The organism is Craurococcus roseus, assembly GCF_039523795.1.
In the GTDB taxonomy this organism is placed as follows: domain Bacteria; phylum Pseudomonadota; class Alphaproteobacteria; order Acetobacterales; family Acetobacteraceae; genus Craurococcus; species Craurococcus roseus.
Window position 1 is genome coordinate 210729 of the sequence record NZ_BAAAFZ010000060.1, and the last position, 25430, is coordinate 236158.

Below are 25430 nucleotides of genomic sequence, written 5' to 3' on the forward strand. Positions count from 1 at the left end.
CCCTCACTCGCCGCCCCCGAAGGCGCGGACGTACACCACGAGCTTGCGGATCGTGTCCTCGCTCAGCCGGTTGCCGAAGGCGGGCATCACGCCGGACCGCGAGCTCCAGATGGTCTTGTAGACCGCGTCCCGGCTGCCGCCGTAGAGCCACGAGTCGTCGGACAGTCGCGGCGCGCCGAACTCCTGGTTGCCCTCGCCGCGCTCGCCGTGGCAGCTCGCGCACTGCTCCGCGTAGACCGGCGCGCCGCGCTCGGCCGCCGCGGCGTCGTGCTCCTGGCCGGACAAGGCGCGCACGTGCTCCACCAGCGCCTGCACCGCCGGCCGGTCCAGCATCTTCGCGGCGCCGAAGGCGGGCATCAGGCTGGTGCGCGTTTCCGCCTCGCCGGGCCAGCGGATGCCGACGTGCAGCGTCCGCTGGATGGCTTCGGGTGTGCCGCCCCAAAGCCAATCGCGGTCGCGCAGGTTCGGGAAACCGGCCGTGCCGGCGCCGTCCTTCCCGTGGCAGGGGGCGCAGTTCTGCCCCCAGGCGGCGTGGCCGCCGGCCACCGCGTAGGCGCGCAGCGCCGGGTCCGCCTCCGCCTCCTCCAGGGACGCCGCGGCGAAGCGCCGGGCGATGTCGGGCGCCGCCGCCTCGGCCCGCTCCACCGAGCCCGCCAGCTCGTTCCGCGAACTCCACCCGAAGACGCCCCCGGTCGCGCCGGAGAACCAGGGAATCGCCGGGTAGGCGACGAGCAGCCACACCGCCGCGCCGCAGCACAGGAGGAAGAGGTAGGTCCAGAGCCGGGGCGGGTTGCTGTCCAGCTCGCGGATGCCGTCGAAGGTCGGCGGCCCGTGCCGCTCCGGCGCGTTGGGGTCCTTCTCCGCGGCGCTCACCGGCGGTCCTCCCGTCCCTGGCCATTGGGCAGCCGCCCCTCGTCCCGGAAGGGGATGAGCGCGGCGTCGTCGAGCTGGCGGCGCACCTTGGGCCGCAGCAGCCACACCAGCAGCGCCACGGAGGCGGCCACCAGCAGCACCAGCACGGCGGCGCGGAGGATCACGATGGCATCGGGCATGGGGCGCGCCGTCCTACCGCAGCATCGCCGGGTCGGGCCGGCGCCAATCGAATTCGGCCATGGTGCCGAGCACCTGGAGGTAGGCGACCAGCGCGTCCATTTCGGTGAGGCCCGGCCGGCCGTCGAAGTTGCGCTGCTGCGCGCCGGGGTAGCGCGCTTGCAGCCCGGACGGGTCGGCGTCCGGGTCGGCCTGGGCGCGCATGTCGGCGGCGGCCTCGCGCACCATCTCCTCCGAATAGGGCACGCCCACGCGGCGGTTGGCGACCAGATGGCGGCCGACCCGCTCCGGCGCCAAGGGCGCGTCGGACAGGAAGGCGTAGGCCGGCATGATGGAGCTCGGCACCACCGAGCGCGGCGCTTGCAGATGCTGCACGTGCCAGGCGTCGGAGTAGCGCCCGCCGACGCGCGCGAGGTCCGGCCCGGTGCGCTTGGAGCCCCACTGGAACGGGTGGTCGTACACGCTCTCGGCGGCGAGGCTGTAGGCGCCGTAGCGCTCCACCTCGTCGCGGAAGGGCCGGATCTGCTGGCTGTGGCAGGTGTAGCAGCCTTCGCGCACGTAAACGTCCCGGCCCGCGAGTTCCAGCGGCGTGTACGGGCGCACGCCGGACACGCGCTCCACGGTGTTCTCCAGCGCGAAGAGCGGCGCGATCTCCACCAGGCCGCCCACGGCGGACACGCCGAAGATGGCCAGCACGAAGACCAGGGCCCGGCGCTCGATGCGGCCGTGGAGCGCGGCGAAGCGGCGCGGGCGAGGGGGCGGGGTCGTGGTTCCGGACATGGTGGGCGCTACTCCGCGGGGGCCAGGGCGGCGGGACGGGGCGCCGCGAAGCGTTCGCCGGCGATGGTGCGGCGCACGTTCCACACCATCACGAGGAAGCCGGAGAGGTAGAGCAGGCCGCCGAGCAGCCGCACCGCGTAGTAGGGGCGCGCCGCCTCCACCGACTCGATGAAGGAGTACTTGAGGAAGCCCAGTTCGGTGTGGGCGCGCCACATCAGGCCTTGCAGGACGCCGGCGCCCCACATGGCGGTGACGTAGAGCATGATGCCGGCGAGGCCGAGCCAGAAGTGCCACTCGATCGCGGCGCGGGAGTGCATGCCCGGGCGGTCCCACAGCCGCGGCACCAGGTAGTAGATGGCGCCGAAGGTGATGAAGCCGTTCCAGCCGAGCGCGCCGGAGTGGACGTGGCTGATGGTCCATTCGGTGTAGTGCGACAGCCCGTTGACCGTGCGCACGCCCATCAGCGGCCCCTCGAAGGTGGCGACGCCGTAGAACACCACCGCCACGATCATGAAGCGCAGGATCGGGTCGGTGCGCAGCCTGTCCCAGCGGCCCGAGACGGTCATGAAGCCGTTCACCGTGGAGGCCCAGGACGGCATCCACAGCATGATGGAGAACGCCATGCCGAGCGTCTGCACCCAGTCCGGCAAGGAGGTGAAGTGCAGGTGGTGCGGGCCCGCCCACATGTACATGAACACCAGCGACCAGAAGGACAGGATGGACAGCCGGTAGGACCAGATCGGCGCGTCCGCCTGCTTGGGCAGGAAGTAGTACATGATGCCGAGGAAGCCCGCGGTCAGGAAAAAGCCCACCGCGTTGTGGCCGTACCACCACTCCGTCATCGCGTCCTGCACGCCGCCGAAGAGCGAGTAGGACTTGGCCTCGTTCCACGCCACGGGCACGGCAAGGTTGTTGACCACGTGCAGCAAGGTGATGGTGACGATGAAGGCGAGGTAGAACCAGTTCGCCACGTAGATGTGCGGCTCCGTCCGGCGCAGCAGCACGCCGACGAACAGGCCGCCGTAGGTGAGCCACACCACGGCGAGCCACAGGTCCACGAACCATTCCGGCTCGGCGTATTCGCGCCCGGCGGTGGCGCCCATGACGTAGCCCAGCGCCGCCAGCACGATGAAGAGCTGGTAGCCCCAGAACACGAACTCCGCGGCGAAGCGGCCGGGCAGCCGCGCCCGGCAGGTGCGCTGCACCACGTAGAAGGAGGTGCCGATCAGGGCGTTGCCGCCGAAGGCGAAGATCACGCCGCTGGTGTGGACGGGCCGCAGCCGCCCGAAGGTGGTCCAGGGCAGGTCCAGGTTCAGCGACGGGAACACCATCTGCGCCGCGATGAGCACGCCCATCGCCATGCCCACCACGCCCCAGAACAGCGCGGCCGCGACGAACAGGCGCACGATCCCGTCGTCGTACTCCACCGCTGCGGGCGGGCTCTGGTAAGCGACGGCCGAAGCCATGCGGCGTGTCTCCCCTGTCTCGGACGCGGCGACCCTACCCCGCTGGCGCAACGGCGGAATTGCGCTGGATCAAGGACGCCACGCCCGGCACGGCGCAATCTGCGGCCACGTAGCTATGGAGGTGCGGGATGGCGGCCATCGGCGAGGAGACCGCGGGAGCCCGGACGAAGGCCGGCGGGTCCGCCGCCCTCATCGGCGCGGCGCCCTGGTTCGTGCTGGTCGCGGCGCTGGTGGTGTTCGGGCTGCTGTTCGCGGCCCGCGCCGGCGACGGCTACACCCACGCGTCCGGGCTGCTCTTCGCCGCGTTCGGGCTGCTGTTCGGCGCCCGCCTGCTGCACAGGTTGCTGCCGTGAGCGGCGCCGCCACGCCGCCGCCGCCCTCGTCGCGGCGGGAGGACTTGCCGGTCGGCGCCGCTGTGGACCCGGTGAGCGCCACCGCCGAGTTCGCGCAGACCGGCCCGGACGTGCGGCGCGTCGGCCCCGGCGCGGTGTTCCGTTGGCTGCGCGCCGGCTGGGCCGACCTGTGGCGCAGCCCCGGCGTGTCCTTGGGCATCGGCGCCTGCTGCGCGCTGGTGAGCTGGGCGCTGGCCGGCGCGGTGTTCCTCACCGACTACGCGGTGCTGATCCTCCCGCTCGTCACCGGCTTCATGTTCGCCGCGCCGCTGCTGGCGATCGGCGTCTATGAGGTGAGCCGGCTGCACGAGGCGGGGGTGAGGCCCACCTTCGCCCACACCCGCGCCGCCTTGCGCCGCAACGCCTACCAGATCGCCTTCATGGGCGCGCTGCTGATGCTGTTCCTCTATGGCTGGCTGCGGGTGGCGACCATGCTCTCCGCGCTGTTCCTCGGCGACGACATCCCGCCGCTCGGCGCCTTCCTGGAGACCGCGTTCCTGTCGGGCGAGCACCTGGACTTCGCGCTTATAGGCACGGCCATCGGCGCGCTGCTGGCGTCCATCGTGTTCGGCCTGAGCGCGGTGAGCCTGCCCATGCTGATCGACCGCCCCATGGACGCGGTGACGGCGGCGGTGACGAGCATGCGCGCCTGCCTCGCCAACCCCGTGACGATGGCGCTCTGGGCGGCGGTGATCGTGGCGGTCACCCTGCTCGGCGTGCTGCCGGGCTTCCTCGGGTTGGTCCTCGCGCTGCCGCTGCTCGGCCACGCCACTTGGCACGCCTACCGCGACCTCGTGGAGCCGCCGGGCGAGGACGGGCGCTGACCGCCCCCGCGCCGCCCGTGACGGAAGGGGACATCGATCGCCTCCTCGCCGCCTTTTACGCCCGGATCCGGGCGGACGACGAACTCGGTCCCGTCTTCGCGGCGGCGGTCGGCACCACCGACGAGGACTGGGCGCCGCACCTCGCGCGCCTCCGGGATTTCTGGTCGCAGGTGATGCTGCGCCAAACCGGCCGGTACACCGGCAATCCGTACCAAGCCCACCTCCGCCTGCTTCCGGAATTGCGGCCGGAGATGTTCGGGCGCTGGCTCTCTTTGTTCGACGCGGCCTGCGCGGAAACGCAGGCGCCGGAAGCGGCGGCGCTGTTCCGGGAGCGCGCGGCGGCAATCGCCCGCAGCTTGCGCATGGGCCTGTTCGAGCCGCTCCCCGTCCGGCGCCGCGCGGAGGAGGCCGAAGCCGGCGCGCTGCCACCGGGCCTCCAGCGGGTCCGCAGCACGCCCGTCTTCACCGACGCCACGGTCCCGGCCGGGCTGCTGCGGCGGCACCGCACGGCGCCCGGCACCTGGGGGCTGATTCGGGTGCTGGAGGGCCGGTTGCTCCTACGCGTGCTCGATCCGCCCGGGGAGCGGGTGCTCGATCCCGCGCACGCGCCGGGCGTGGTCGGACCCGGCGCGCCGCACGAGGTCCAGCCGCTCGGCCCGGTGCGCTTCTTGGTCGAGTTCCACCGCGCGCCGGAGGAACCCGCCTCCTGAGAACCGGGATCAGCGCCCGGCGCGGAGCGCGTTGCCGATCACGGCGAGGGAGGAAGTGGCCATCACCACGGCCGCGCCCAGCGGCGTCACCAGCCCGGCCACCGCCGCCGGCACCGCGACGAGGTTGTAGGCCAAGCTGAAGCCGAGCGATTGCCGGGCGATGCGCCGCGACCGACGCGCCACCGACACGGCTTCGGCCATCGGCAGCAAACCGCCGGCCGTCCCGCCCCCGCGCAGCACGAAGTCGGCCGTGTCCTGGGCCAAGTCCGCGCCGCCGCCCGGGCTGGCCGACGCGTGCGCCAGCGCCATTGCCGCCGCGTCGTTGATGCCGTCGCCCACCATCAGCGGCCGGCGGCCCTCCGCCTGCAGCGCCTCGATCCGAGTCGCCTTGTCCGCCGGGGAAGCGCCGGCGCGCCACTCCTCCACGCCGACCGCGGCGGCGACGGCGGACACCGCGCCAGGGGAGTCGCCGGACAGGATCTCGGCTGCCAAGCCGAGGCGGCGCAGCGCCGAAACCGCTTCGGCGGCGTCCGGGCGGGGCGGGTCGGCGAAGCGGAACGCGACGGGCGCCGCACCGGGCGCGGCGCGCCACCACAACACGGGGCCGGGCGCCGCGTCCCCGGCCTCTGGCGCGTCGATGCCGACAAAGGCGGCGCTGCCCAGCCGCGCCCCGTCCGCCGTGCGCAAACCCGCGCCCGGCACCTCCTCCACCCCCGGCGCGGCCGGCGCGTCCGGGCAGGCTTCGGCCAGGGCGCGCGAAAGCGGGTGGCGGCTGCACCGGGCGAGCGCGGCGGCGGCGAACAGCGCCCCGTCCGGACGGGCCGGGTCCGGCAGCAGGGACGGGCGGCCTTCGGTGAGGGTGCCGGTCTTGTCCAAGACGGCGTGGTCCGCTTCGGCCAAGCGTTCGAGCGCGCTGCCGGAGGCCACCAGCACGCCGCGGCGGAACAGCGCGCCCGTCGCCACCGCGCGCGCCGCCGGCACCGCGATGGCGAGGCCGCAAGGGCAAGTCACGATCAGCACCGCCACCGCCGGCACCAGCGCTTCCCGCCAGCCGGCGCCGAGGAGGAGCCACCACAGCAGGAACGTCCCCGCCGCCACTGCATGGACCGCCGGCACGTAGAGCGCCGCCGCCCGGTCCGCGAGGTCGCCGAGCCGGCCCCGCTCCGCCTCCGCCCGGCGCACCAAGCGCGCGAGCGCTGCCAGCGAGCCATCGGCCGCGGCCGCCGTCACCCGCACCACCAGGGCGCCGGCGCCGAGGTTCACCGCGCCCGCCGGCAGAGCCTGCCCCGCCGCGGCGGGCTGGGGCATGGCCTCGCCGGTCACGGCCGAAAGGTCCAGCAGCGCGGGCGATGCGCCATCGGCCGGGGTTTCTAGAACCCCGTCCAAGCGGAGCCGCTCGCCCGGCGCCACCAGCACCCGGTCGCCGGGGCGCGCGTCGGCCGCGGGGGCCGTGCGGGCGGTGCCGTCGGAAGCCAGCAGCGCGACCTCGCCCTCGGCGAGCGCCAGCAGCCCGGACACGGCGCCCAGCGCCCGGCGGCGCGCCGCCCGGTCCAGCACGCGGCCGGCGAGCAGCAACGCCAGCAGGCTCGTGGCGCCGTCGAACCACGTGTAGGGGCCGTTGCGCAGTGCCTCGCTCAGGCTCATCGCGGCGGTGGCGAGCACGCCGAGCGACACGGCGAGGTCCATCGTCGCGCGGCCCACCCGGAGACCGGCCAGGGCGCCCCGGTAAAAGGGCAGGCCGGCCACCGCGATTGTCGGCAGGGCGATGGCGGCGGTGAGCGCGTGCAGCCACCAGCGCGTGCCCTCCCCCATGCCGCCGCCGAACCACATCGCCACCGAGAGCAGCATCACGTTCGCCGCGCCGAAGGCGGCGACGCCGAGCGCGGACAGCAGCGCCCGCCCCTCTGCGTCCTCGGCGGCGCGGAGGCACGCGGCGGACCACGGCGCCACGCCGAAGCCGAGCCGCGCCGGCAGCGCCGCCAAGGCCGCCGCCCGCTCCGCCGGCCCGCGCCACACAAGCCGCAGCCGCCGGTCGGCCAGCGAAGCGCGGGCGCGCAGCACGTCCGGCTCCGCCGCCAGCGCTTCTTCGAGCAGCCAAACGCAAGCGCCGCAGCGCAAGCCAGGCACCAGGAGGTCGAGCGAATGCGTCGTCCCCGCCGTGTCTTCCGGCCGCGTGGCACGGACGGCGAAATCGGTGTCGGGCGCCGCGGCGGCGGGGCGGAGGGACGCGGCGGCTAGGCCGGGATCAAGGCGGCTGTAGAAGGCGTCGAGCCCCAAGCCCGCGACGATCGCGTGCGCCCCCGCGCAACCGGCGCAGCAGAAGGTTCCGTCGGCGCCGGGCGGAACGGGCGCGCCGCAATGGGCGCAGGCGACCGCGGACGGCGGCGGGACCGGGCGGATGTGGCTCATCGCCCGGAACGATGCCGCCGGACCCACCGGCCGTCCTTGATCTGGAGCAAGGCCCTATGCGGCCGCGAGCATCCGCAGCGCCATCGCCCCCAGCACGCCGCCGTTCAGCAGGAACAGCGCCGCGCCCGCCAGGCGGAAGCCCGGCGCCGCGGCCCAGCGCCGGCCGAAGAAGCGGCCGAGCAGCCCGACGCCCACCAGCGCCGGCACCGTGCCCAGGGCGAAGGCGGCCATGGCCAGCGCCCCGGCGAGCGCGCTGCCGGCCGAAGCGGCGGCGACCAGCGCCCCGTAAAGCAACCCGCAGGGCAGCGCGGACAGCGACAGCCCGAGCAGCAACGGCCCGCGCCAGCCGTGAGGCGCGAGGAGCAGCGGGCGGAGCCGGCCCACCAGACCCTCCGACACGCGCACAGGCAGGCGCGGGCGGGGTAGCGGCACCTGGAACCCGAGGCGGGCGGCGCCTTGCGACAGCATCAGAACGGCCGCGAGCCCGAGCGGCGCCGCGAGCAAGGGTCGCCAGCCGGCGGCGGCCGCGAGCAGCCCCGCCGCCCCGCCGGCCGCGGCGCCGAGCAGCGCGTACCCCAGCAGCCGCCCGGCGTGGTAGGGCAGCAAGGCCGCGCCGCCGAGCCGGCGGAGGGCGCCGCCCGCCATCGCCCCGTCCGCGCGCGCCGCGACCTGCGCCAGCACGAACGGCCCGCACATGCCCGCGCAATGCGTGGCGCCGCCGGCCAGCCCGGCCAGAAACAGCGCCCCCCCGAGCGCGGCCAGGCCGCCCGGCCCCAGCGCGGCGAGGTCGTGGACGCACAGCGCGACGAGATCCATGGCCGCATCCGGTAGCACGGCGGCGGTTCGCCCGCGTGACGCAGATCAAACGCCGCCGCCGTCGCCGTCGGGGAACAGGTGGGCCACGCGGGCGCCGACCCGCACCGGGCTCCCGGGCGCCAGGAGGTCGGCGTCGCCCGCGCCGCCGCGCGACACCTCCGCTTCCAAGAGGGTGCCGTCGTCGAGTTCCAGCAGCAGCAGCCGCTCGGCGCCGCGGGCGACGCTGCGGCGGACGGTGGCGGGCACGCCGGCGCCGGAGCCGGGCGCCCCCACCTCGACGTCGCGCGGGCGCACCAGGGCGACGCCCTTGGCCGCCGCGCCGCCCGGCGGCAGCACGCCGCTCCCCGGCGGCACGCGCACCGCGTCGCCCAGGAACTCCGCGACGAAGGGCGTGGCGGGCCGGTCGTAGACCTCGGCGGGCGCGCCGACCTGCTCCAGCCGGCCGCGGTTGAGGATGGCGACCCGGTCGGCCAGCTCCATCGCCTCCTCCTGGTCGTGGGTGACGAAGACGGTGGTGAGGCCGAGCCGGTCGTGCAGCCCCCGCAGCCACCGCCGCAGCTCGCGGCGCACCTTGGCGTCCAGCGCGCCGAAGGGCTCGTCCAGCAGCAGCAGCCGCGGCTCGATCGCCAGCGCCCGGGCGAGGGCCACACGCTGCCGCTGCCCGCCCGACAGCGCGCCCGGCCGCCGGCCTTCGTAGCCGCCGAGCTGCACCGTCTCCAACAGGCGCAGCACCCGTTCGCGGATCTCGCCCTCCGGCGGCCGGTCGCGGCGGGGGCGGGCCCGGAGGCCGAAGGCCACGTTCTCGAACACCGTCATGTGCCGGAACAGGGCGTAGTTCTGGAACACGAAGCCGACCCGCCGCCGCCGCGCCGGGATGCGCGTCGCGTCCTCGCCGTCGAGCAGGATGCGCCCCGCGTCCACAGTCTCCAGCCCGGCGATCGCGCGGAGCAGCGTGGTCTTGCCGGAGCCGGACGGACCGAGCAGCGCCATCAGCTCGCCCGGCCGCGTTTCCAGAGAAACGCCGTCGAGCGCGGCGCCCTGGCCGCCGGGGAAGCGTCGCGCCACCCCCTCCACCCGGATCGCCGGATGCGGCGTCATCCCCCCTCCCCGGCGCGGCGTTCCATCCGGCGCTCCAGCAGCACCTTCAGCACGAGCGTCACGACCGCGAGGAGCGCCAGCAGGAAGGCGACGGAGAAGGCGCCCACCTCGTCGTACTCGTTGTGCAGTATCTCGATGTGCAGCGGCATGGTGTTGGTCTCGCCCCGGATGTTGCCGGAGACGACGGCGACGGCGCCGAATTCGCCCATGGCGCGGGCGTTGGTCAACAGCACGCCGTAGAGCAGGGCGAGCCCTGCGTTGGGCAGGCTGACGCGCAAGAGGGTGGTCCAGGCGCCGGCCCCGAGGGTGGCGGCGGCCTCCTCCTCCTCCACGCCCTGCCGGCGCATCACCGGGATCATGGTCCGGGCGACGTAGGGCAGGGTGACGAACACGGTCGCCAGCACCATGCCAGGCAGGGCGAAGATGATCTTGATCCCGCGCTCCGCCAGCCACGGCCCGAACCAGCCGTGGGCGCCGAACAGCAGCACGAAGACGAGGCCCGCCACCACGGGCGAGACGGAGATCGGCAGGTCCAGCAGCGCCAGCAGCAGCGACCGGCCGCGGAACTCGTGCTTGGCGACCGCCCAGGCCGCGGAAACGCCGAGCACGATGTTCACCGGCACGGAGATGGCGGCCACCAGGAGGGTGAGCCGGATGGCGGCCAGCGCGTCCGGGTCGCGCAGCGCCGCGAGGAAGGCCGGCCAGCCGCGCGCGAAGGCCTCCTGCACCACCACCGCCAGCGGCAGCACCAGGAACAGCGCGAGCCACAGCAGGGCGAAGGCGATCAGCCCCGCGGCGACCGGGCCGGGGTCGCGCAAGGCCGGGCGGGCGCCAGGGGCCGCTGGTCCGCTCAACGGGCCCCCTCGCGTTCCAGCCGCCGTTGCAGCACGGCGCCGATCGCCAGCAGCACCAGGCTCGCCGCCAGCAGCACCGCGGCTATGGCGGTGGCGGCGCCGTAGTCGTATTCCTCCAGTTGCACCACGACCAGCAGCGGCGCGATCTCGCTCACCATCGGCACGTTGCCGGCGATGAAGATGACGGAGCCGTACTCGCCGACCGAGCGGGCGAAGGCCAAGGCGAGGCCGGCTGCGGCGGCCGGCGCCAGGGCCGGCAGCACCACCCGCGTCACGGTGCGCCAGCGCGAGGCGCCGAGCAGCGCCGCCGCCTCCTCCAGCTCCGGCTCCAGGTCGGCCAGCACGGGCTGGACCGTCCGCACCACGTAGGGCAGGCCGATGAACAGCAGCGCGATGAACACGCCGGTCGGGGTAAAAGCGAGCTTCACGCCGAACTCCGCCGCGACGCGCCCGGCCAAGCCGTCCGGCGCGCAGATCGCGGTCAGCGCCACGCCGGCGACGGCCGTGGGCAGGGCGAAGGGCAGGTCCACCAGCGCGTCCGCCACGCGCCGCAGCGGGAAGCGGTAGCGCACCAGCACCCAAGCCAACAGCAGGCCCACGACGAGGTTGACCAGCGCCGCCAACGCCGAGGCGCCGAAGCTCAGACGGTAGGCCGCGAGGGCGCGGGGGGAGAAGGCCGCGGCGGCGAACTCCCCCCAACTCTGCCCGGCGGCCCGCAGCACCAGCGCCGCCAACGGCGCCAGCACCAACAGTGTCACGCCGGTCGCGGCGATGCCGAAGGCCGGGCCGAAGCCCGGCACCGCGCTGGGCCGGCGGAAGCGCAAGCCGCCGGCAGCCGCCGTTGCGCTCATCGCGCCGCCATGATGCGGTCGAACTCGCCGCCCTCGGCGAAGTGCGCGGCGTGCGCCTTCGCCCAGCCGCCGAACACGTCGTCGATGGTGAACAGATCGAGGTCCGGGAACTTGCGCATGTCCTCGGCGGCCGCGTGCTCGGGCGCGGTCGGGCGGTAATGGTGCTTCGCCGCCAAGGCCTGCGCCGTGGGCGTGTAGAGAAACTGGAGGTAGGCCCGCGCCAGCTCCAGCGTGCCGCGCCGGTTGGCGACCCGCTCCACCACCGCCACCGGCGGTTCGGCCAGGATGGAGCGGGACGGGGCGACGATCTCGAAGGCGCCGCGATCGGATTCGGCGAGGGCGAGGTGCGCCTCGTTCTCCCAGGCCAGAAGCACGTCGCCGATGTTGCGGCGGGCGAAGGTGGTGGCGGCGCCGCGGGCGGCGGTGTCCAGCACCGGCGCGTTGCGGAAGATGCCGGTCAGCAGCGCCCGCGCCGCCGCGTCATCCCCGCCCGGTTGCGACAAGGCCCAGCCCCAGGCCGCCAGGTAGTTCCAGCGCGCCCCGCCGGAGGTCTTCGGGTTGGGCGTGATGACGCCGACGCCGGGCTTGGCCAGGTCGCCCCAGTCGCGGATCGCCTTCGGGTTGCCGCGGCGGACGAGGAACACGATGGTGGAGCGGTAGGGCGCAGCGCGCGCCGGGAAGGCCTCGCGCCAGCCCTTCGACACCAGCCCGGCCTCGGCCAGCACGTCGAGGTCGTGGCCGAGGGCGAGCGTCACCACGTCCGCTTCCAGACCGTCCATCACCGCCCGCGCCTGCCTGCCGGAGCCGCCATGCGACATGCGGACGCGCACCGCCTCGCGCGTCGCTTCCCGGCGGGCCGCGGCGAAGGCGGCGTTCACGTCGCGGTAGAATTCCCGCGTCGGGTCGTACGACACGTTGAGCAGGGTGCGCTCTTGCGCCCCGGCCGGCGCGGCGGCGAGCAGGCCGGCCGAAGCTCCGCCCGCGAGGACGGATCGGCGGGAGAGACGATCCATCGCAGATTCTCCCTTTTTCATCCGTGGAATACGTGTGTTGAGCCGGAATTGTGCTGATCGAAAAGCGAAATCATCAAGCGCAATCGTATACGGCCGCATCACGAATCGACCGGCCTGCCGCAAACCCCTGAACGGCTGCTGCTTGCCTTGCCGCTCCCGCTCCGGGACGCCTAGCCTCCACGGGAGCGGGAGGCGCAGCGCGATGGAAGGTGTGGCCGTCGTCACCGGCGGGGCGAGCGGGATCGGCGCCGCGTGCTGCCGCGCCCTCGCCGCGGAGGGCATGCGGGTCGCCGTGCTCGACCTCGGCGACCGGGCGGGCGCCGTCGCCGCGGAGGTCGGCGGGCGCCCGTACTCGGCGGACGTGTCCGACGAGGCGGCCTTGTCCGCCTGCGCCGAGACGATCGAGGCGGAGATGGGCCCAGTAACCGTGCTGGTGAACAACGCCGGCGTCCTCCAGCCGCCGCTCCGCCCCGCCGCGCTCCCCATGGCGCTCTGGGACGAGGTGGTGCGGGTGGACCAGCGCGGCGTGTGGCTCGGCTGCGTGCTGTTCGGGCGGCGCATGGTGGAGCGGCGGCGCGGCAGCATCGTCAACATCGCCTCCATCGTCAGCCTACGCGCCGTGCCGCTGCACGCCTATGGGCCCGCCAAGGCGGCCGTGGCGGCGATGACGGCGAACCTCGCGGCCGAATGGGGGCCGGCGGGGGTGCGGGTGAACGCCGTGTCGCCCGGCTTCGTGGAGACGCCGGCGTTGCGGACGGAGGTGGACGCCGGCCGGCGCGACCTGTCCCTGATCGCCGGCACCAAGGCGCTGGGCCGCACGGTCCGGATGGAGGAAGTGGCGCAGGCGGTGGCGTTCCTCGCCGGAGACCGCGCCTCGGCCATCACCGGCGTCAACCTGCCGGTGGACTGCGGCTGGCTCGCCGCGAACGGCTGGGCCGCTTACGGCGGGCTGCGCGGGCCGGAAGGCGCGAACGCTTGAGCGTGGCGGAGGAGCGCGCCGCCGTCGTCGTGGTCGGCGCCGGTCCGGTCGGGTTGGTCGCCGCCATCGAGCTGGCGCGGCGCGGCCTGCGGCCCGTGGTGCTGGACGCGAAGCCGGGGATCGCCTGGAGCAGCCGCGCCATCTGCATCTCGCGCCGCAGCCAGGAGATCCTGGACCGCATCGGCGCCGGCCCGGCCTTCGCGGCCAAGGCCCTGCCCTGGTCCCGCGGGCGCACCTTCCACCGCGACCGGCTCGTGTTCCGGCTGGAACTGCCGCACGCCCCCGACGACCGGCACGCGCCCTTCATCAACCTGCAGCAGTTCCACACCGAACGCTTCCTGCTCGACACGTTCGAAGCGGCGGGCGGCGGGGTCCGTTGGAACGAACGCTTGGCCGGCGTGGAGCAGGAAGCGGACGGCGTCGCGCTCACGCTGGCCGGGCCGGAAGGGGAGCGCACGCTGCGCGCGGAGTGGGTCGTCGCGGCGGACGGCGGGCGCTCGGCGTTGCGCGAGCTGATGGGCCTATCGTTGCGCGGCACCTCCTACGAGGGCCGCTACCTCATCGCCGACGTCGAGGTCGAAGGCGCCGACTGGCCGGTGGAGCGGCACGTCTGGTTCGACCCGCCTTCCAACCCCGGCTCCACCGTGATCCTGCACGTGCAGCCGGACGGCGTGTGGCGCGTCGACATCCAGCTCCGCGACGGCGAGGACGCCGAGGAGGCGCTGCGCGACGAGAACGCCTCGGCGCGGCTCCGGGCGCAGCTCGCCGCCATGGGCGTGCGCGCGCCGTGGCGCCTGCTGTGGAAGGCGGTGTACCGCGCCCATTGCCTCACGCTGGACGGCTACCGGCACGGCCGCGTGCTGTTCGCCGGCGACGCCGCGCACCTGGTGCCCATCTTCGGCGTGCGCGGGCTGAACTCCGGCATCGACGACGCGCACAACCTCGGCTGGAAGCTGGCGATGGTGGCGCGCGGCGAGGCGCCTGAGGCGCTGCTCGACAGCTACTCGCACGAGCGGAAAGGCGCCGCGCTGGAGAACATCGCCCAAGCGGCCAAGAGCACCTGGTTCATGTCGCCGCCCGGCCCCGGCTTCCGGCTGATGCGCGACGCCGCCCTGGCCCTCGCCGCCGAGCACCCTTGGGCGAGCGCGCTGGCGGACCCGCGCCAGGCCTCCGCGCACACCTACGCCGATTCGCCCGCGGTCGTGCCCGACGGGGACGCGACGGCGGGCGTCCCGCCGGGGGCGCCGGTGCCGAACGCGCCGGCCGTTCTCGTGGAGCCGGGAAGGGGCGCGAGGCCTGGCCACCTGCATGACGCTCTGCCGGACAAGGGCTTCACGCTGCTGGTCTTCGTGGACCCGCTAGGCCCGGAGCGGGCGGCCGATCTGCTCGCCGCGCCGGCGCTCACCGGCTTGCCGTTGGAGGCGGTGCTGGTCGGGTCGGAGCGGGGCTTGGCGGCCGTGCCGACGGCCGCGCGCCGCGTGGCGGATGCCGGCGGCGCGCTGGCCGAGCGCTTCGCCGCGCGCGCCTTTCCGTTGTGCCTCGTGCGTCCGGACGAGCACGTCGCGGCCCGGTTCCGGGACGCGGATGCCGCTGCCGTCGCGGAAGCGTTCGGCGCCGCGCTCTGCCGGCACTCGACGGAGGCGCGCACGGCACCCCCGCCACCGCCCTTGCCCGATGCGCGCGCCGGCGCGCTCGGCCGCGAAGGGCTGGAGCGCGTGTTCGAGGCCGTTGGCCGCGGCGCGGGCGCGGCCCGCGGAGGGGCGGACGCGGACTTCCTGGCGCGCCTCGCCCTTCTGCTGGCCGTCGAGGTCGGCGACCCGGAGCGCGTGCTGGCGCTCGTCGCGGCGGCCTCGCCGGAGCCCGCGGCGGGCGGCTGAGCCGCGGCGTCAGGCCGCTTCGTCCACCTCCGCCGGGCCTTCCTCGGCCTCCAGCGCCGCTTCCTGCGCTTCCAGCTCGGCGGCGCCCGCGGCGGTGACGCCGAAGCGGGCCGCCACGTCGGGCGCGTAGCGGAGCAGGTCGGGGCGCAGCTTCAGCAGGCTGATGTCCTTGGCCTTGCCTTCCAGCATCACGTCGAACTCCAGCCCTTCGCAGTCGCGCATGAAGCGGGCGAACTCGAAGGGGTTGGTGAAGTCGGCGTGGCCGGTCCAGACCGGCGGGAGCTGCACCGTCTTCTTGCGCTTGGTCTTCCGGTCCACGCGCTGGATCGAGCGGAACTCGGTGCGCGGCGAGGAGTAGTGCAGCTTCGGCCGCACGCCCTCCGGCCAGCTCGCCAGGAAGCGGCGGACCGTGTCCACCATCTCCAGCCGCTCCGGATTCAGGCACCAGAAGTGCTGGTAGTCGAAGATCAGCCGTACGCCCGTTCGTTCGTGGACCCAGAGCACGTCCCCGGCGCCGAATCGGAGGTCGTCGTTCTCCAGCACCAAGCGCCGGCGCACGTGCTCCGGCAGCGTCGGCCACACCTCGGCCCAGCGCGCGCGGCTCGCTGCCGTGTCGCCGTAGGTGCCGCCCACGTGCGTCACCAGCACCGCCTCCGGCCCCAGCTCCATCCGGTCCAGCATCTCGGCCTGGGAGGACAGGTCCCAGATGCTCTTCTCCGTCAGCTTCGGGTCGGGGCTGTTGAGCAGCACGTACTGCGACGGGTGGAAGGACAGGCGGATGTCGAGCGCCCTGGCCTTGGCGCCGATCGCGCGCAGTTCGGCGTCGCTCTCCGCGACCATGCCGTGGAACTGCGGCATGTCCGGGTGCGTGGCGTAGGGCGCCAGGTCCGAAGACATGCGGTACATGTCGATCTTGTGCTTGGCGAGGTAGTCGAGGATCGCGTCGAGGTACTCGAGCGAGGTCTTCAGGTGCGGGTTCTTCTGCCAGCGCCGGGTGTCGTTGCTCTTCAGCTCCGGGTCGCCCATCACCTTGACGGGGAAGCCGAGCCGGAGTGGCCGCGCGGTGGTCGTGGGGGTCGTCATCCTGCCTGCACCTGCTGGTCCGGGCCGAAGCCAAGGCCCGACACGAAATGGTTCCAATCCTCCGGCCGGAGCGCGCCGCCCGTGGCCTGGGCGTGGCCGCTGCCGTAGTTCTCGTCCGCGCCGGGCGGGGCGTGCTCCGCCAGGAACCGGATCAGGTCCACGCCGCCGCGGGCGGAGCGCGCCGCGAAGTGGACCCAGCCCGGCCGGTAGCCGGTGTTCGCCGCTAGTACGATGTCGTCCTTCAAGCGCCCGCGCCAAGCCTGCGCCACCAAAGGGTGTATTTGGCACGGCGAGTGGAAGCGGATCAGCGCCACGCCGTTGCGCACCTTCGGGCCGACCCGTTTGGCGGCTTCGAGTTCGGCCTTGACCTCCTCGCGCGCGGCGTGGAGCGCGGCGGTCTCCGGGTGCTCGCCCGATAGCACCCCCTTCGGGCCGTCGGCCTTCAGCAACAGCGCCAGCGCCGGCCCGGCGTCGCCCGAGGCCGAGCGGCGCGGCGCGTTCAGCAGCGCCACCGCGTCGCGGAGCTTGGTCACGCCGTAGGCGCGGCGCGCCTCCTCCATTTCCGCGAAGCCGGCCTTCTCCGCCATGTCGCCGATCAGCCCGAGCGCCGCGAGCCAGAGCAGCGGCCCGGCGTCGCCGACCGCGCCCGCGCACCAGTAGGCGAGCAGGCTGGAGGTGGGGATCGGGTCGAAGGCGTGGCCGGTGATGACGGCGGCGCCTTCCGGCGTGCCGTTCGGCACGTGGTGGTCCACCACCACGGTCGGCGTGCCCGGCTTGATGGCGCCGGCGCGCACGCCGAGGTCGGTCACGACGAGGCCGCCCAGGCGCGGCCCGGAAGCGAGTTCCGCCCTCATCTCGGCCGACCAGGGGTTCTCGCCCCGGCCCAGAATGCGCGGCTCGGCGGCCCACCCGGCGCCCCGCAGCGCGCGCACGAAGATGGCGGCGGCGGACAGGCCGTCGGCGTCGTTGTGGCCCAAAACCAGCACGGGGCCGTCATCGCGCCGGAAGCCGGCGAGCGCCGCCCGGAAGGCGTCGCGGACTGCGGCTTCCACCGGCGAGGGAGGGGAAGGGCTGGCGTCTTGCACCCGCCCCTAACGAACGGGCGCGGCTTTTGTTCTCCCGTTGCGTCAGGCCGGCCGCACGCCCCAGAAGGCGAACACCTCCGAGATGGGCTCGGTGATGGTCCGCCGGTACGCCGTGGAGGCGAAGTACTGCCCGGTCGGCAGGTACGGCGCGCTGTCCAGCACCTCGCGCTGGATTTCCGCCGCGATGCGCTTCTGCGCTTCGAGATCGGGCGCGTCGAACCAGGACTGGCGCAGGGATTCCAGCTTCGGCACGTCGGGCCAGCCGAACCAGGCGTTCGGCCCGTTGGCGCGCAGGTAGGTCATGACCCCGGGGTTGATGCCGTCCAGCCCGTTCCAGGTGGTGTGGAACATGTTCCAGCCGCCGCGGTCGGGCGGCTCGCGGCTGGCGCGGCGCTGCACCAGCGTGCCCCAGTCGGAGACGCGGTAGTCCACCTCCATGCCGAGGCGGCGGAACAGGTCGGCGCCCACCTCGCCCAGCGCGGCCAGCACCGGCTGGTCGGAGGGCGCGAGCAGCACCACGCGCTCCCCGTTGTAGCCGGCCTCGCGCAACTCGCGGCGGGAGCGCTCCAGGTCGCGCGGCGCGGTGATCGCCTCCATCCCGGCGTCGTTGGCGAGCGGCGTGCCGGGCGTGAACACGCCCACCCCCTCGCGCCACAGCTCCTTGTCGGTGCCCGCGGCGGCGGTCATGAAGTCGGCCTGCGACATGGCGCGCAGTACGGCGCGGCGCACCGCCGGCTTGTCGAAGGGCGGGTGCAGGCAGTTGAAGACGCCGGTGCCGACCGTGCCCAGCGGGCTGCCGCGTTTCAGCCGCACGTCGCGGCCCCGGCGGAGCGCCGGCAACAGGTCGTTGGGCGGGTTCTCCCACCAGTCCACCTCGCCGGCTTGCAGGGCCGCGGCGGCCGTCGCGGGATCGGGCATGATGCGCCACTCGACGCGGTCGAAGTGCACGCGCTTCGGGCCGGCGGCCCAGCTCGGCTCGCCGCCTTCGCGCGGGCGGTAGGCGGGGTTGCGCTCGTACACCGCGCGGGCGCCGACCACCCGCTCGCCCGGCACGAAGCGGAACGGGCCGGAGCCGACCACCTCCGCGATCTGCCGCGACGGGTCCGTTTCGGCCAAGCGCTCGGGCATGACGAACAGCGCCGAAGGCCCGATCTTCGCCAGCGTCTCGAGCATCGGGCCGAAGGGCCGCTGGAGGCGGATGGTGAAGCCGCGGTCGTCCGGCGCCGCCATCTCCGCCAAGCGCGCCATCAGCACCTGGCCGAGCCCGTCGCGCGCCGCCCAGCGGCGGATGGAGGCGACGCAGTCGCGCCCGCGCACCGGCTCGCCGTCGTGGAAGAGGAGGCCCTCGCGCAGCCGGAAGGTCCAGCGCTTGCCGTCGTCCTCCACCGTGTGGCCTTCCACCATCTGCGGCTGCGGGCGGAGCTGGCCGTCCAGGCCGTAGAGCTGGTCCCACACCATCAGCGCGTGGTGGCGCGTGACGTAGGCGGTGGTCACCACCGGGTCGATCACGGTGAGGTCGGCTTGCGGCACGTAGCGCAGCACCCGCGCACCAGCGGGCTGGGCCAGGGCGGGGCGGGCGAACGCCGCCGCGGCGGCGGCCCCCGCGCCCTTCATCAGATCACGTCGCAGCATCGTCGTCTCCGGCTCCCGGCGGGCGGTCGGCGTGCGAGCAGGCCTCGGTCGGCGCCTTGGCGGCGCTCGTTCGGGCCAGCGAAGCGCGCCGCGCCCGCCGCCGCAAGGGCGGCGGGCCGGCCGGAGGCGGCTAGTTCTCGAGCTGCCGCTTCGCTTCGTTCACCGCTTCCATGCAGCCGGAGCCGTTGCCCTGCCCGTCCAAGGCGCGCGCCCGGTTCAACGTGGCCCGGGCCTGCATCACCCGGTCGCCGCCGCCGCCGGCCTGCGTCGCTTGCTGCGTGGCTTGCGCCTCGCGGCTTTCCGACTGGAACGGCGTCGTGGGGGCGCCGGCCGATTGGTCGCCCTGGTTGCGCGCCTCCATGGCTTGTCCACCCCGCGCGGCGGCCACCGCTTGGCCACCGGACGACGCGGCGGCGGCGGACCGCGCGGCCTCGTCGAGCCGCTGTTCGAACGCGTCGATCTGGTCCGTGCAGGGCGAGGCGAACCCCGGCCCCGCGGCGGCGGCGAGGGCCAAGAACCAGCCCCCCGCCGCCGGCATCAGCAACTTGCGCGACATCGCGTCGTCCTCCCGTCCGTCAGCCGCCCACTCAGGACGTAAGCTGGTCGCGGATCGGAAGTTGCCGGATGCGCTTGCCCGTCGCGGCGAAAACCGCGTTGGCGATGGCCGGCGCCACCGGCGGCAGGCCCGGCTCGCCCACGCCCCCGAGCGGGCGCCCGTAGTCGTTCGAGGGCAGCAGGTGGACGCGGATCTCCCGCGGGGCGGTGTCGATCCGCGTGAGCTCGTAGGCGTCGAAGTTGTTCTGCTCCACCCGCCCGTTCTTGAAGGAGATCTCGGCCGAGGTCGCCAGGCCCGCCCCCATGACCACCGCGCCCTCCATCTGCGAACGGACGCGCTCCGGGTTCACCATCGGCCCGCAGTCAACGGCGATGTCCACCCGCGGGATGGAAAGCTGGCCGCGCCCGTCCACCTCCACCTCCGCCGCCACCGCGACGTAGGAAACGAAGCTGTAGTGGCCGGCGATGCCCAAGCCCCGGTTCTGCCCCACCTGCTTGCCCCAGCCGATGCCGGCCGCCGCCGTCTCGATCACGCGCCGGAGGCGGCCGGTGTCGATCGGGTAGAGCTTCGGGTCCTCGCCGTGGTTCCACACGTCGCCGAGGTCGGTCGGGTCCACCACGCGCGGCGGCCCGATCAGCTCCAGCAGGTAGTCCTTGGGGTCGCGCCCGGCCGCGTGCGCCAGCTCGGCCACGAAGGACTGCACGGCGAAGGCGTGCGGGATGTTGGACACCGAGCGGAACCACCCGATGCGGGTGTGCGTCGCCGCTTCCGGGTTCTCGGCCCGGATGTTCGGGATGGCGAAAGGCGTGTTCACCAGCCCCATGCCCAGCTCGAAGGGCGTGGCGTGCTTCGGGTCGGCCACGAAGGTCGACCCGATGGTGGGCGCGGCGCTCCGGTGCAGCCAAGCGACCGGCTTGCCCGAGGCGTCGAGGCCCGCCTCCAACCGCTCCACCGAAACGGTGTGGTAGAAGCCGTTGTGCAGGTCGTCCTCGCGCGTCCAGGTCAGCTTCACCGGCGCGCCGTCCATGGCCTTGCTGCACAGCCCGGCCTCGATGACGAAGTCCGGCTTGGACTTCCGCCCGAAGCCGCCGCCGAGCAGCGTGACGTTCACCTTCACCTTGTCCTCGGGCATGCCGAGGCGCTCCGCGAGGCGGGTCCGGGTGATCTGCGGCGACTGGACGCAGGACCAGGCCTCGCACTGGCCGTTGGCGATGCGGACCAGCGCGGCCGGCGGTTCCAGCGGCGATTGCGCCAAGTGGGGGATGTAGTACTCCGCCTCCACCTTCTTCGCCGCGCCCGCCATGGCGCGGTCCACGTCGCCCTCGTTCCGCACCACCTTGCCGGGCTTGCGCGCCGACTGCTCCAGCGACGCGCGGTAGGCGTCGGAGGAGTACGACGCGTTGGGGCCGTCGTCCCATTCGATCTTCAGCGCGTCGCGGCCCTTCATCGCCGCGTAGGTGTTGCGGGCGACCACCGCCACGCCGCCGAGCGGCTGGAACTCGGACGGGATGGCCGGCGGGTCGATGTTCACGACCTTGAGCACACCCGGCACCTTCAGCGCCTCGGCGCTGTCCACGCTCTTCACCTTGCCGCCGAACACCGGCGGGCGGGCGACCACGGCGTAGAGGGTGCCGTCCACCCGCGCGTCGATGCCGTAGATCGCCTTGCCGGTGGTGATGTCGCGGTTGTCGATGAGGCCGGTCCCCTCCTTGCCGATGTAGCGGAAGGCGGACGGGTCCTTGAGGCGCAGCGTTTCCCGTGCGGGCACCGGCAGCTCGGCCGCGGCCCGGGCCAATTCGCCGTAACCCAGCATGCGGCCGGACGCGGCGTGGATGACGTTGTGGTTCGCCGCGCGCACCTCCGCGACCGGCACGCGCCACTGGTTGGCCGCCGCCTGCTCCAGCATGGTCCGCGCCGCGGCGCCGGCGTTGCGCATGGGGATGAAGAAGTGGCGGAGGCTGCGGGAGCCGTCCGTGTCCTGGTTGCCGAAGCGGCCCTCGTCGCCCCAGGCCTGCGCCACGCGCACCTTGGACCAATCCGCTTCGAGTTCGTCGGCCACCACCATCGGGATGGAGGTGCGGACGCCCTGCCCCATCTCGGCGCGGTGGCAGGTGACGGTCACGGTGCCGTCGGGGGCGATGGCGATGAAGACCTTCGGGTCGTCGCGCCAGCCGTTCGGCATGCCGTCGCGGCCGAAGCCCTTGGGCTGCTGCGCGTCGGCGGCGGTGGGCACGCCCACGGCGAGGACCAGCGCGCCCGCGCCGATCCCGGCGAGGAGGCCGCGGCGGCTGACGTTGGCGATGCTCTCCGGGGCGGCACCCCCCGGCGCGGGGGCATGGCGGCGGTGGCGGGCGCTCATGTCTTGCCTCCCTTCGCGGCGGCGTGCTTGATCGCGGCGCGAATGCGCGGGTAGGTGCCGCAGCGGCACAGGTTGCCGGTCATGGCCGAGTCGATGTCCTCGTCCGTCGGGTTCGGCGTGTCCTTCAGGAACGCCGCCGCCTGCATGATCTGCCCCGTCTGGCAGTACCCGCACTGGGAAACGTTCAGGTCGCGCCAGGCGACCTGGACCGGGTGGTTCCCGTCGGGCGAGAGGCCCTCGATGGTCGTGACCTTCTGGCCTTCGACCGTCCCGACGGGCGTCTGGCACGCGCGCACGGCCGTGCCCTCCACGTGAACCGTGCAAACGCCGCACAGCGCTTGGCCGCACCCGAACTTCGTGCCCGTGAGTCCCAGCTCGTCGCGCAAGAACCACAGCAGCGGCATGTCGGGGTCGCCGTCGTAGCGGCGCTCCACGCCGTTGACCACGATTGTAGCCATCGTCCCCATCTCCCGCTTGACGCGAGTAGGGACATTGGGCCGGGCACGCCGACTCAGGAAGTATGCTGAAGCCTCCATCGCGAAAGTGCGAAGAACCGCCCGCGGCCGGGGTTGGCCTGGGGAACCTTGCGCGCTTCCACGGGTTTGCCCGGCAGCCGTTGCGCGGCCGGCCGCCAGCGCCGCATTTCTTTGGACAAGGCTCGGATAAAGCGATCATGCAGGCACGCACCCCCATCGACCCGTACGCCGCGGGTTCGGCCACCATCCCCGGCGCTGCGGCGGGCCGCGCCGCCCTGGCCGAAGGCGCGCCGGCCCTCCCGCCCCGAGTGTCCTGGGGCGCCATCATCGCCGGGGCCGTCATCGCCGTGATGATCGGCCTGATGCTCAACGTCCTCGGCGCCGCGGTCGGCGTGACGGCGGTGGACGCGGTGCAGGGCGAGACGCCGGACGCCTCCACCTTCGGCATCGGCGCCGCCGTCTGGCTGCTGGTGGCGACGTTGGTCGGCCTCGGCGTCGGCGCCTACGCGGCGGCGCGGCTGTCCGGCACCGCCGACAAGACCGACGCCGCCCTGCACGGCGTGGGCGTTTGGGCGATCGGCTTCCTCTTGTCGGCCGTGCTGCTGGGCAACGTAGCCGCCGGCGCCGCCTCGTCGGTCTTCACCACCGCCTCCAGCCTGCTGGGCGGCGCGGCGCAGACGGCGGGTTCGGCGGTGTCCGGCATCGCCAGCCAGGTGAGTCCCCAGGCCGCCCTGGACCGCGCCCGCGCCGGCTTATCCAGCCCGTCCGAGCCGGCCCGCATGACAACGGAGCAGCGCGGGGCCGAGATCACCAGCATCCTCGGCAGCGGCATCGCCGGCGGCGGGTTGTCCGACGCCCAGCGGCAACGCCTCGCCGCCTTGGTCGCGGCGGAGACGGGCATCCCGCAGCAGGAGGCCGCGCAGCGCGTGCAGTCCTACGAAGCCCAGGCGCAGCAGACCGCCCGTGAGGCCGCCGAGCGCGCCCGGCGCGCCGCAGACGCCGCAGCCATCGGCGCCGCCACCGCGGCATACGCGGTGTTCGGCACGCTGCTGCTCGGCGCGATCGTGTCGATCTTCGCCGCCCGCGCCGGTGCCCGCGACCTGTACGGCGTCCGCGTGGCTGCGGGCGCCCGGCGCACCGCCTAGGCGCGCCGACACACCGCACCACGAACAAGGAGGAGCACCACCATGGACGAAAATCGGATCACCGGCTCGGCGCAGAACCTCGGCGGCAAGGCCAAGGACGCGGTCGGCGGGGCGCTCGGCGACACCAAGCTCCAGGCTGAAGGCAAGGCCGACAAGGCGGAAGGCACCGTCCGCAACGCGGTCGGCGGCGCCAAGGACACGGCCCGCGAATGGGGCGAGGACGCTCAAAGCGAACTCACCCGACTGCGCGGCCAGGTCGAGACGCTGCTGCGCGAGCGCGTTTCGCCCGCCCTGTCCGACGCGGCCGACACCGCCGGCGACTACGCCCAGCGCGCCAAGGATGTGGCGGTGCGGCAAGGCGAGTACGCGGCGGGCGTGGTCAAGGAGAACCCGCTCGTCACCGTGGGGCTCGTGGCCGCGGTCGCGTTCCTGCTCGGCCGGCTGACGGGCCATAGCCGGACCCACCACTTCCAGCCGCCCTGGCGCTGACGCGGGGCCGCCGGTGGCCTTGTTCGGCAAGCCGCGGGTCGTCCGCCTCCTGGAGGTGGCGTCCCGGGCGGAGCTGCTCCGGCGCCGGCGGCAGGTGCGCGGCGCGGCGCTGCGGGCCGGGCTCGGCGTCGCCACGGCGCTGTTCGCCTTGTTCTTGCTGGTCTGGCTGCACGTGACGGCCTGGGCGGCGCTGGCCGGCCCGTTGGGTCCGGTCGGGGCGGCCTTCGCGTTGGTCGCGCTGGATTTGGCGGTCGCGGCCGTTCTGGGCTGGCTGGCGGGGCGGGGCAGGACGGACGCGGTGGCGGACCAAGCCATCGCCGTCCGGAACACGGCGCTGCGGGGCGCCGAGATGGAGGCGCGGACCCTCGGCGGCCTGTTGCGCGCGGCTCCGGACGAAGCGCCGGGCGGCAAGCGGCGGGTGCGGATCTACCCGGCGTCGTGAGGCGCGCCGCCGGCCGCCGCCTTCGGCGGCCGGGCGTTCGTTCAGGGCGGCGGCGGCCGCGTGCCGAAGACCGCGGTGCCGACGCGGACGTGCGTGGCGCCGCACGCGATGGCCGCTTCGAAATCGCCGCTCATGCCCATGCTGAGCACCGGCAGCGCGTGCCGCACCGCGAGCTCGGCCAGGAACCCGAAGTGCGGGCGCGGGTCGTCCCCCGCGGGCGGGATGCACATCAGCCCGTTCACCGCCAAGCCGTGCTCGTCGCGGCACAGGCGGAGGAAGGCGCCCGCCTCCGCGCGCGGCACCCCGGCTTTCTGCGCCTCGTCGCCGGTGTTCACCTGCACTAGCAGTTCGGGGCGCCGGCCTTCCTTGCGCACCGCGTCGGCGAGCGAGGCGGCGAGGCGCGGTCGGTCGAGGCTCTCGATGGCGTCGGCCAGCCGCACCGCGTCGCGCGCCTTGTTGGTCTGGAGCGCGCCGATGAGGCGGAGGCGCAGCTCAGGATAGGCAGGGCGCAGGGCGGGAAACTTCGCCGCCGCTTCCTGCACGCGGTTCTCGCCGAACACGGCTTGGCCGGCGGCGAGCGCCGCTTCCACCGCCTCCACCGGGTTGGTCTTGGACACGGCGACGAGCGTGACGGAGTCCGGCGCGCGGTTGGCGCGGGCGCAGGCGTCGGCGATCCTGCCGCGAAGGCGGGCGAGGTTGTCCCGGATGAGGACGGCGTTCGTGGCGTCGGCGGTGGTGGAGGACATGCGATGCGGGGGCTGAGGTCCGGGCCCGGTCGGGACGTGCGCGCCGGCGCGGCGACTCGCTTCCTTGATTCCTTGCTTCCCTGCCCGCCGCGCGGCGGCTTTTCGGACGAAAGGCGCGGCGTGGACGGCGATCGGCAGAGTGTACCCCTTCCGCCCCGGCCGGGCGAGCGCTTCCCGCCGCCGGCGATGGCGCCGCGGTGAAGCGCCCGCCCGGCCTCGCGGCCGCCGCGCGCCGCTTGCGCGGCCCGCCCGCGCCGTCGTCGGTGCCGCGGTTGTTCCTGTTCAGCGACCCCGCGCG

Annotated in this window: 25 protein-coding genes; 8 read left to right on the forward strand and 17 right to left on the reverse strand. The window is 74.3% G+C overall.

All coding sequences use genetic code 11. From position 1 onward, the window contains the following. Positions 1 to 3: 3 nt before the first annotated feature. The 4 genes from ccoP to ccoN are packed head-to-tail and all read right to left on the reverse strand — an operon-like array spanning position 4 to position 3296. Positions 4 to 873, reverse strand: a complete 870-nt coding sequence (gene ccoP / locus ABD067_RS19045; protein WP_343896956.1) for a cytochrome-c oxidase, cbb3-type subunit III — start codon at positions 871 to 873, stop codon at positions 4 to 6. After that, the gene (locus ABD067_RS19050) at positions 870 to 1052 is read right to left on the reverse strand and encodes a cbb3-type cytochrome c oxidase subunit 3 (protein WP_343896957.1); all 183 of its coding nucleotides are present in this window, start codon (positions 1050 to 1052) and stop codon (positions 870 to 872) included. Before ABD067_RS19050 ends, ccoP begins: the two co-directional genes overlap by 4 nt. A gap of 13 nt (positions 1053 to 1065) precedes the next feature. Beyond that, a complete protein-coding gene (gene ccoO, locus ABD067_RS19055; protein ID WP_343896959.1) occupies positions 1066 to 1830 on the reverse strand; it encodes a cytochrome-c oxidase, cbb3-type subunit II in 765 nt (254 codons plus the stop codon). Between the two features lie 8 nt (positions 1831 to 1838). After that, a complete protein-coding gene (gene ccoN, locus ABD067_RS19060) occupies positions 1839 to 3296 on the reverse strand; it encodes a cytochrome-c oxidase, cbb3-type subunit I (protein WP_343896960.1) in 1458 nt (485 codons plus the stop codon). 128 nt (positions 3297 to 3424) lie between these two features. On the opposite strand from ccoN, the gene ABD067_RS19065 reads away from it, so the two are divergent. The 3 genes from ABD067_RS19065 to ABD067_RS19075 are packed head-to-tail and all read left to right on the forward strand — an operon-like array spanning position 3425 to position 5222. After that, positions 3425 to 3649, forward strand: coding sequence for a hypothetical protein (locus tag ABD067_RS19065; RefSeq protein ID WP_343896961.1), 225 nt, complete (start codon positions 3425 to 3427; stop codon positions 3647 to 3649). After that, entirely contained in the window at positions 3646 to 4512 is an 867-nt protein-coding gene (locus ABD067_RS19070) for a DUF2189 domain-containing protein (protein WP_343896962.1), read from the forward strand. The genes ABD067_RS19065 and ABD067_RS19070 overlap by 4 nt, the downstream gene beginning before the upstream one ends. A 17-nt stretch (positions 4513 to 4529) precedes the next feature. Then, positions 4530 to 5222: a DUF1971 domain-containing protein gene (locus ABD067_RS19075; RefSeq protein WP_343896963.1), complete on the forward strand. Its 693-nt coding sequence runs from the start codon at positions 4530 to 4532 to the stop codon at positions 5220 to 5222. 9 nt (positions 5223 to 5231) lie between these two features. Here ABD067_RS19075 and ABD067_RS19080 read toward each other — a convergent pair whose 3' ends face one another. From ABD067_RS19080 to ABD067_RS19105, 6 genes are read right to left on the reverse strand one after another with little or no spacing between them, the layout of a single operon-like run. After that, on the reverse strand, positions 5232 to 7631 hold the full coding sequence (locus ABD067_RS19080) for a heavy metal translocating P-type ATPase (protein ID WP_343896964.1): 2400 nt from the start codon (positions 7629 to 7631) through the stop codon (positions 5232 to 5234). Between the two features lie 54 nt (positions 7632 to 7685). Then, positions 7686 to 8447: an urease accessory protein UreH domain-containing protein gene (locus ABD067_RS19085; protein ID WP_343896965.1), complete on the reverse strand. Its 762-nt coding sequence runs from the start codon at positions 8445 to 8447 to the stop codon at positions 7686 to 7688. 45 nt (positions 8448 to 8492) lie between these two features. Further along, positions 8493 to 9545, reverse strand: coding sequence for a sulfate/molybdate ABC transporter ATP-binding protein (locus tag ABD067_RS19090; RefSeq protein WP_343896966.1), 1053 nt, complete (start codon positions 9543 to 9545; stop codon positions 8493 to 8495). After that, positions 9542 to 10399: a sulfate ABC transporter permease subunit CysW gene (gene cysW / locus ABD067_RS19095; protein WP_343896967.1), complete on the reverse strand. Its 858-nt coding sequence runs from the start codon at positions 10397 to 10399 to the stop codon at positions 9542 to 9544. The genes ABD067_RS19090 and cysW overlap by 4 nt, the downstream gene beginning before the upstream one ends. Beyond that, the gene (gene cysT / locus ABD067_RS19100; protein ID WP_343896968.1) at positions 10396 to 11250 is read right to left on the reverse strand and encodes a sulfate ABC transporter permease subunit CysT; all 855 of its coding nucleotides are present in this window, start codon (positions 11248 to 11250) and stop codon (positions 10396 to 10398) included. The genes cysW and cysT overlap by 4 nt, the downstream gene beginning before the upstream one ends. After that, entirely contained in the window at positions 11247 to 12263 is a 1017-nt protein-coding gene (locus ABD067_RS19105; protein WP_343896969.1) for a sulfate ABC transporter substrate-binding protein, read from the reverse strand. Before ABD067_RS19105 ends, cysT begins: the two co-directional genes overlap by 4 nt. A gap of 202 nt (positions 12264 to 12465) precedes the next feature. Between ABD067_RS19105 and ABD067_RS19110 the strand changes: the two genes are divergently transcribed. Further along, on the forward strand, positions 12466 to 13242 hold the full coding sequence (locus tag ABD067_RS19110) for an SDR family NAD(P)-dependent oxidoreductase (protein ID WP_343896970.1): 777 nt from the start codon (positions 12466 to 12468) through the stop codon (positions 13240 to 13242). Between the two features lie 2 nt (positions 13243 to 13244). Then, positions 13245 to 15119, forward strand: a complete 1875-nt coding sequence (locus tag ABD067_RS19115; RefSeq protein ID WP_343896985.1) for an FAD-dependent monooxygenase — start codon at positions 13245 to 13247, stop codon at positions 15117 to 15119. Positions 15120 to 15128: 9 nt separating this feature from the next. On the opposite strand, the gene uvsE is transcribed toward ABD067_RS19115, so the two are convergent. From uvsE to ABD067_RS19145, 6 genes are all read right to left on the reverse strand, one after another. Further along, positions 15129 to 16202, reverse strand: a complete 1074-nt coding sequence (gene uvsE, locus ABD067_RS19120) for a UV DNA damage repair endonuclease UvsE (RefSeq protein ID WP_343896971.1) — start codon at positions 16200 to 16202, stop codon at positions 15129 to 15131. After that, positions 16199 to 17188, reverse strand: a complete 990-nt coding sequence (locus tag ABD067_RS19125; protein ID WP_343896972.1) for a single-stranded-DNA-specific exonuclease RecJ family protein — start codon at positions 17186 to 17188, stop codon at positions 16199 to 16201. The genes uvsE and ABD067_RS19125 overlap by 4 nt, the downstream gene beginning before the upstream one ends. Positions 17189 to 17329: 141 nt before the next feature. Continuing rightward, positions 17330 to 18919: an ABC transporter substrate-binding protein gene (locus ABD067_RS19130; protein WP_343896973.1), complete on the reverse strand. Its 1590-nt coding sequence runs from the start codon at positions 18917 to 18919 to the stop codon at positions 17330 to 17332. A 130-nt stretch (positions 18920 to 19049) separates the two neighbouring features. After that, positions 19050 to 19475, reverse strand: a complete 426-nt coding sequence (locus ABD067_RS19135; RefSeq protein WP_343896974.1) for a hypothetical protein — start codon at positions 19473 to 19475, stop codon at positions 19050 to 19052. Positions 19476 to 19506: 31 nt separating this feature from the next. Continuing rightward, positions 19507 to 21834, reverse strand: a complete 2328-nt coding sequence (locus tag ABD067_RS19140; RefSeq protein WP_343896975.1) for a xanthine dehydrogenase family protein molybdopterin-binding subunit — start codon at positions 21832 to 21834, stop codon at positions 19507 to 19509. Next, positions 21831 to 22292 carry a (2Fe-2S)-binding protein gene (locus tag ABD067_RS19145; RefSeq protein WP_343896976.1) on the reverse strand — a complete coding sequence of 154 codons (462 nt, stop codon included), beginning with the start codon at positions 22290 to 22292 and terminating at the stop codon, positions 21831 to 21833. Before ABD067_RS19145 ends, ABD067_RS19140 begins: the two co-directional genes overlap by 4 nt. Positions 22293 to 22507: 215 nt before the next feature. On the opposite strand from ABD067_RS19145, the gene ABD067_RS19150 reads away from it, so the two are divergent. The 3 genes from ABD067_RS19150 to ABD067_RS19160 are packed head-to-tail and all read left to right on the forward strand — an operon-like array spanning position 22508 to position 24386. Then, positions 22508 to 23455: a hypothetical protein gene (locus ABD067_RS19150; protein ID WP_343896977.1), complete on the forward strand. Its 948-nt coding sequence runs from the start codon at positions 22508 to 22510 to the stop codon at positions 23453 to 23455. A gap of 42 nt (positions 23456 to 23497) precedes the next feature. Next, positions 23498 to 23944 carry a CsbD family protein gene (locus ABD067_RS19155; RefSeq protein ID WP_343896978.1) on the forward strand — a complete coding sequence of 149 codons (447 nt, stop codon included), beginning with the start codon at positions 23498 to 23500 and terminating at the stop codon, positions 23942 to 23944. Between the two features lie 13 nt (positions 23945 to 23957). Further along, positions 23958 to 24386 (forward strand): hypothetical protein, encoded by a 429-nt coding sequence (locus tag ABD067_RS19160; protein WP_343896979.1) that lies wholly within the window; start codon positions 23958 to 23960, stop codon positions 24384 to 24386. A gap of 41 nt (positions 24387 to 24427) precedes the next feature. Here ABD067_RS19160 and ABD067_RS19165 read toward each other — a convergent pair whose 3' ends face one another. Continuing rightward, complete coding sequence (locus ABD067_RS19165) at positions 24428 to 25132, reverse strand: YggS family pyridoxal phosphate-dependent enzyme (protein WP_343896980.1); 705 nt, start codon at positions 25130 to 25132, stop codon at positions 24428 to 24430. Between the last annotated feature and the right edge of the window lie 298 nt (positions 25133 to 25430).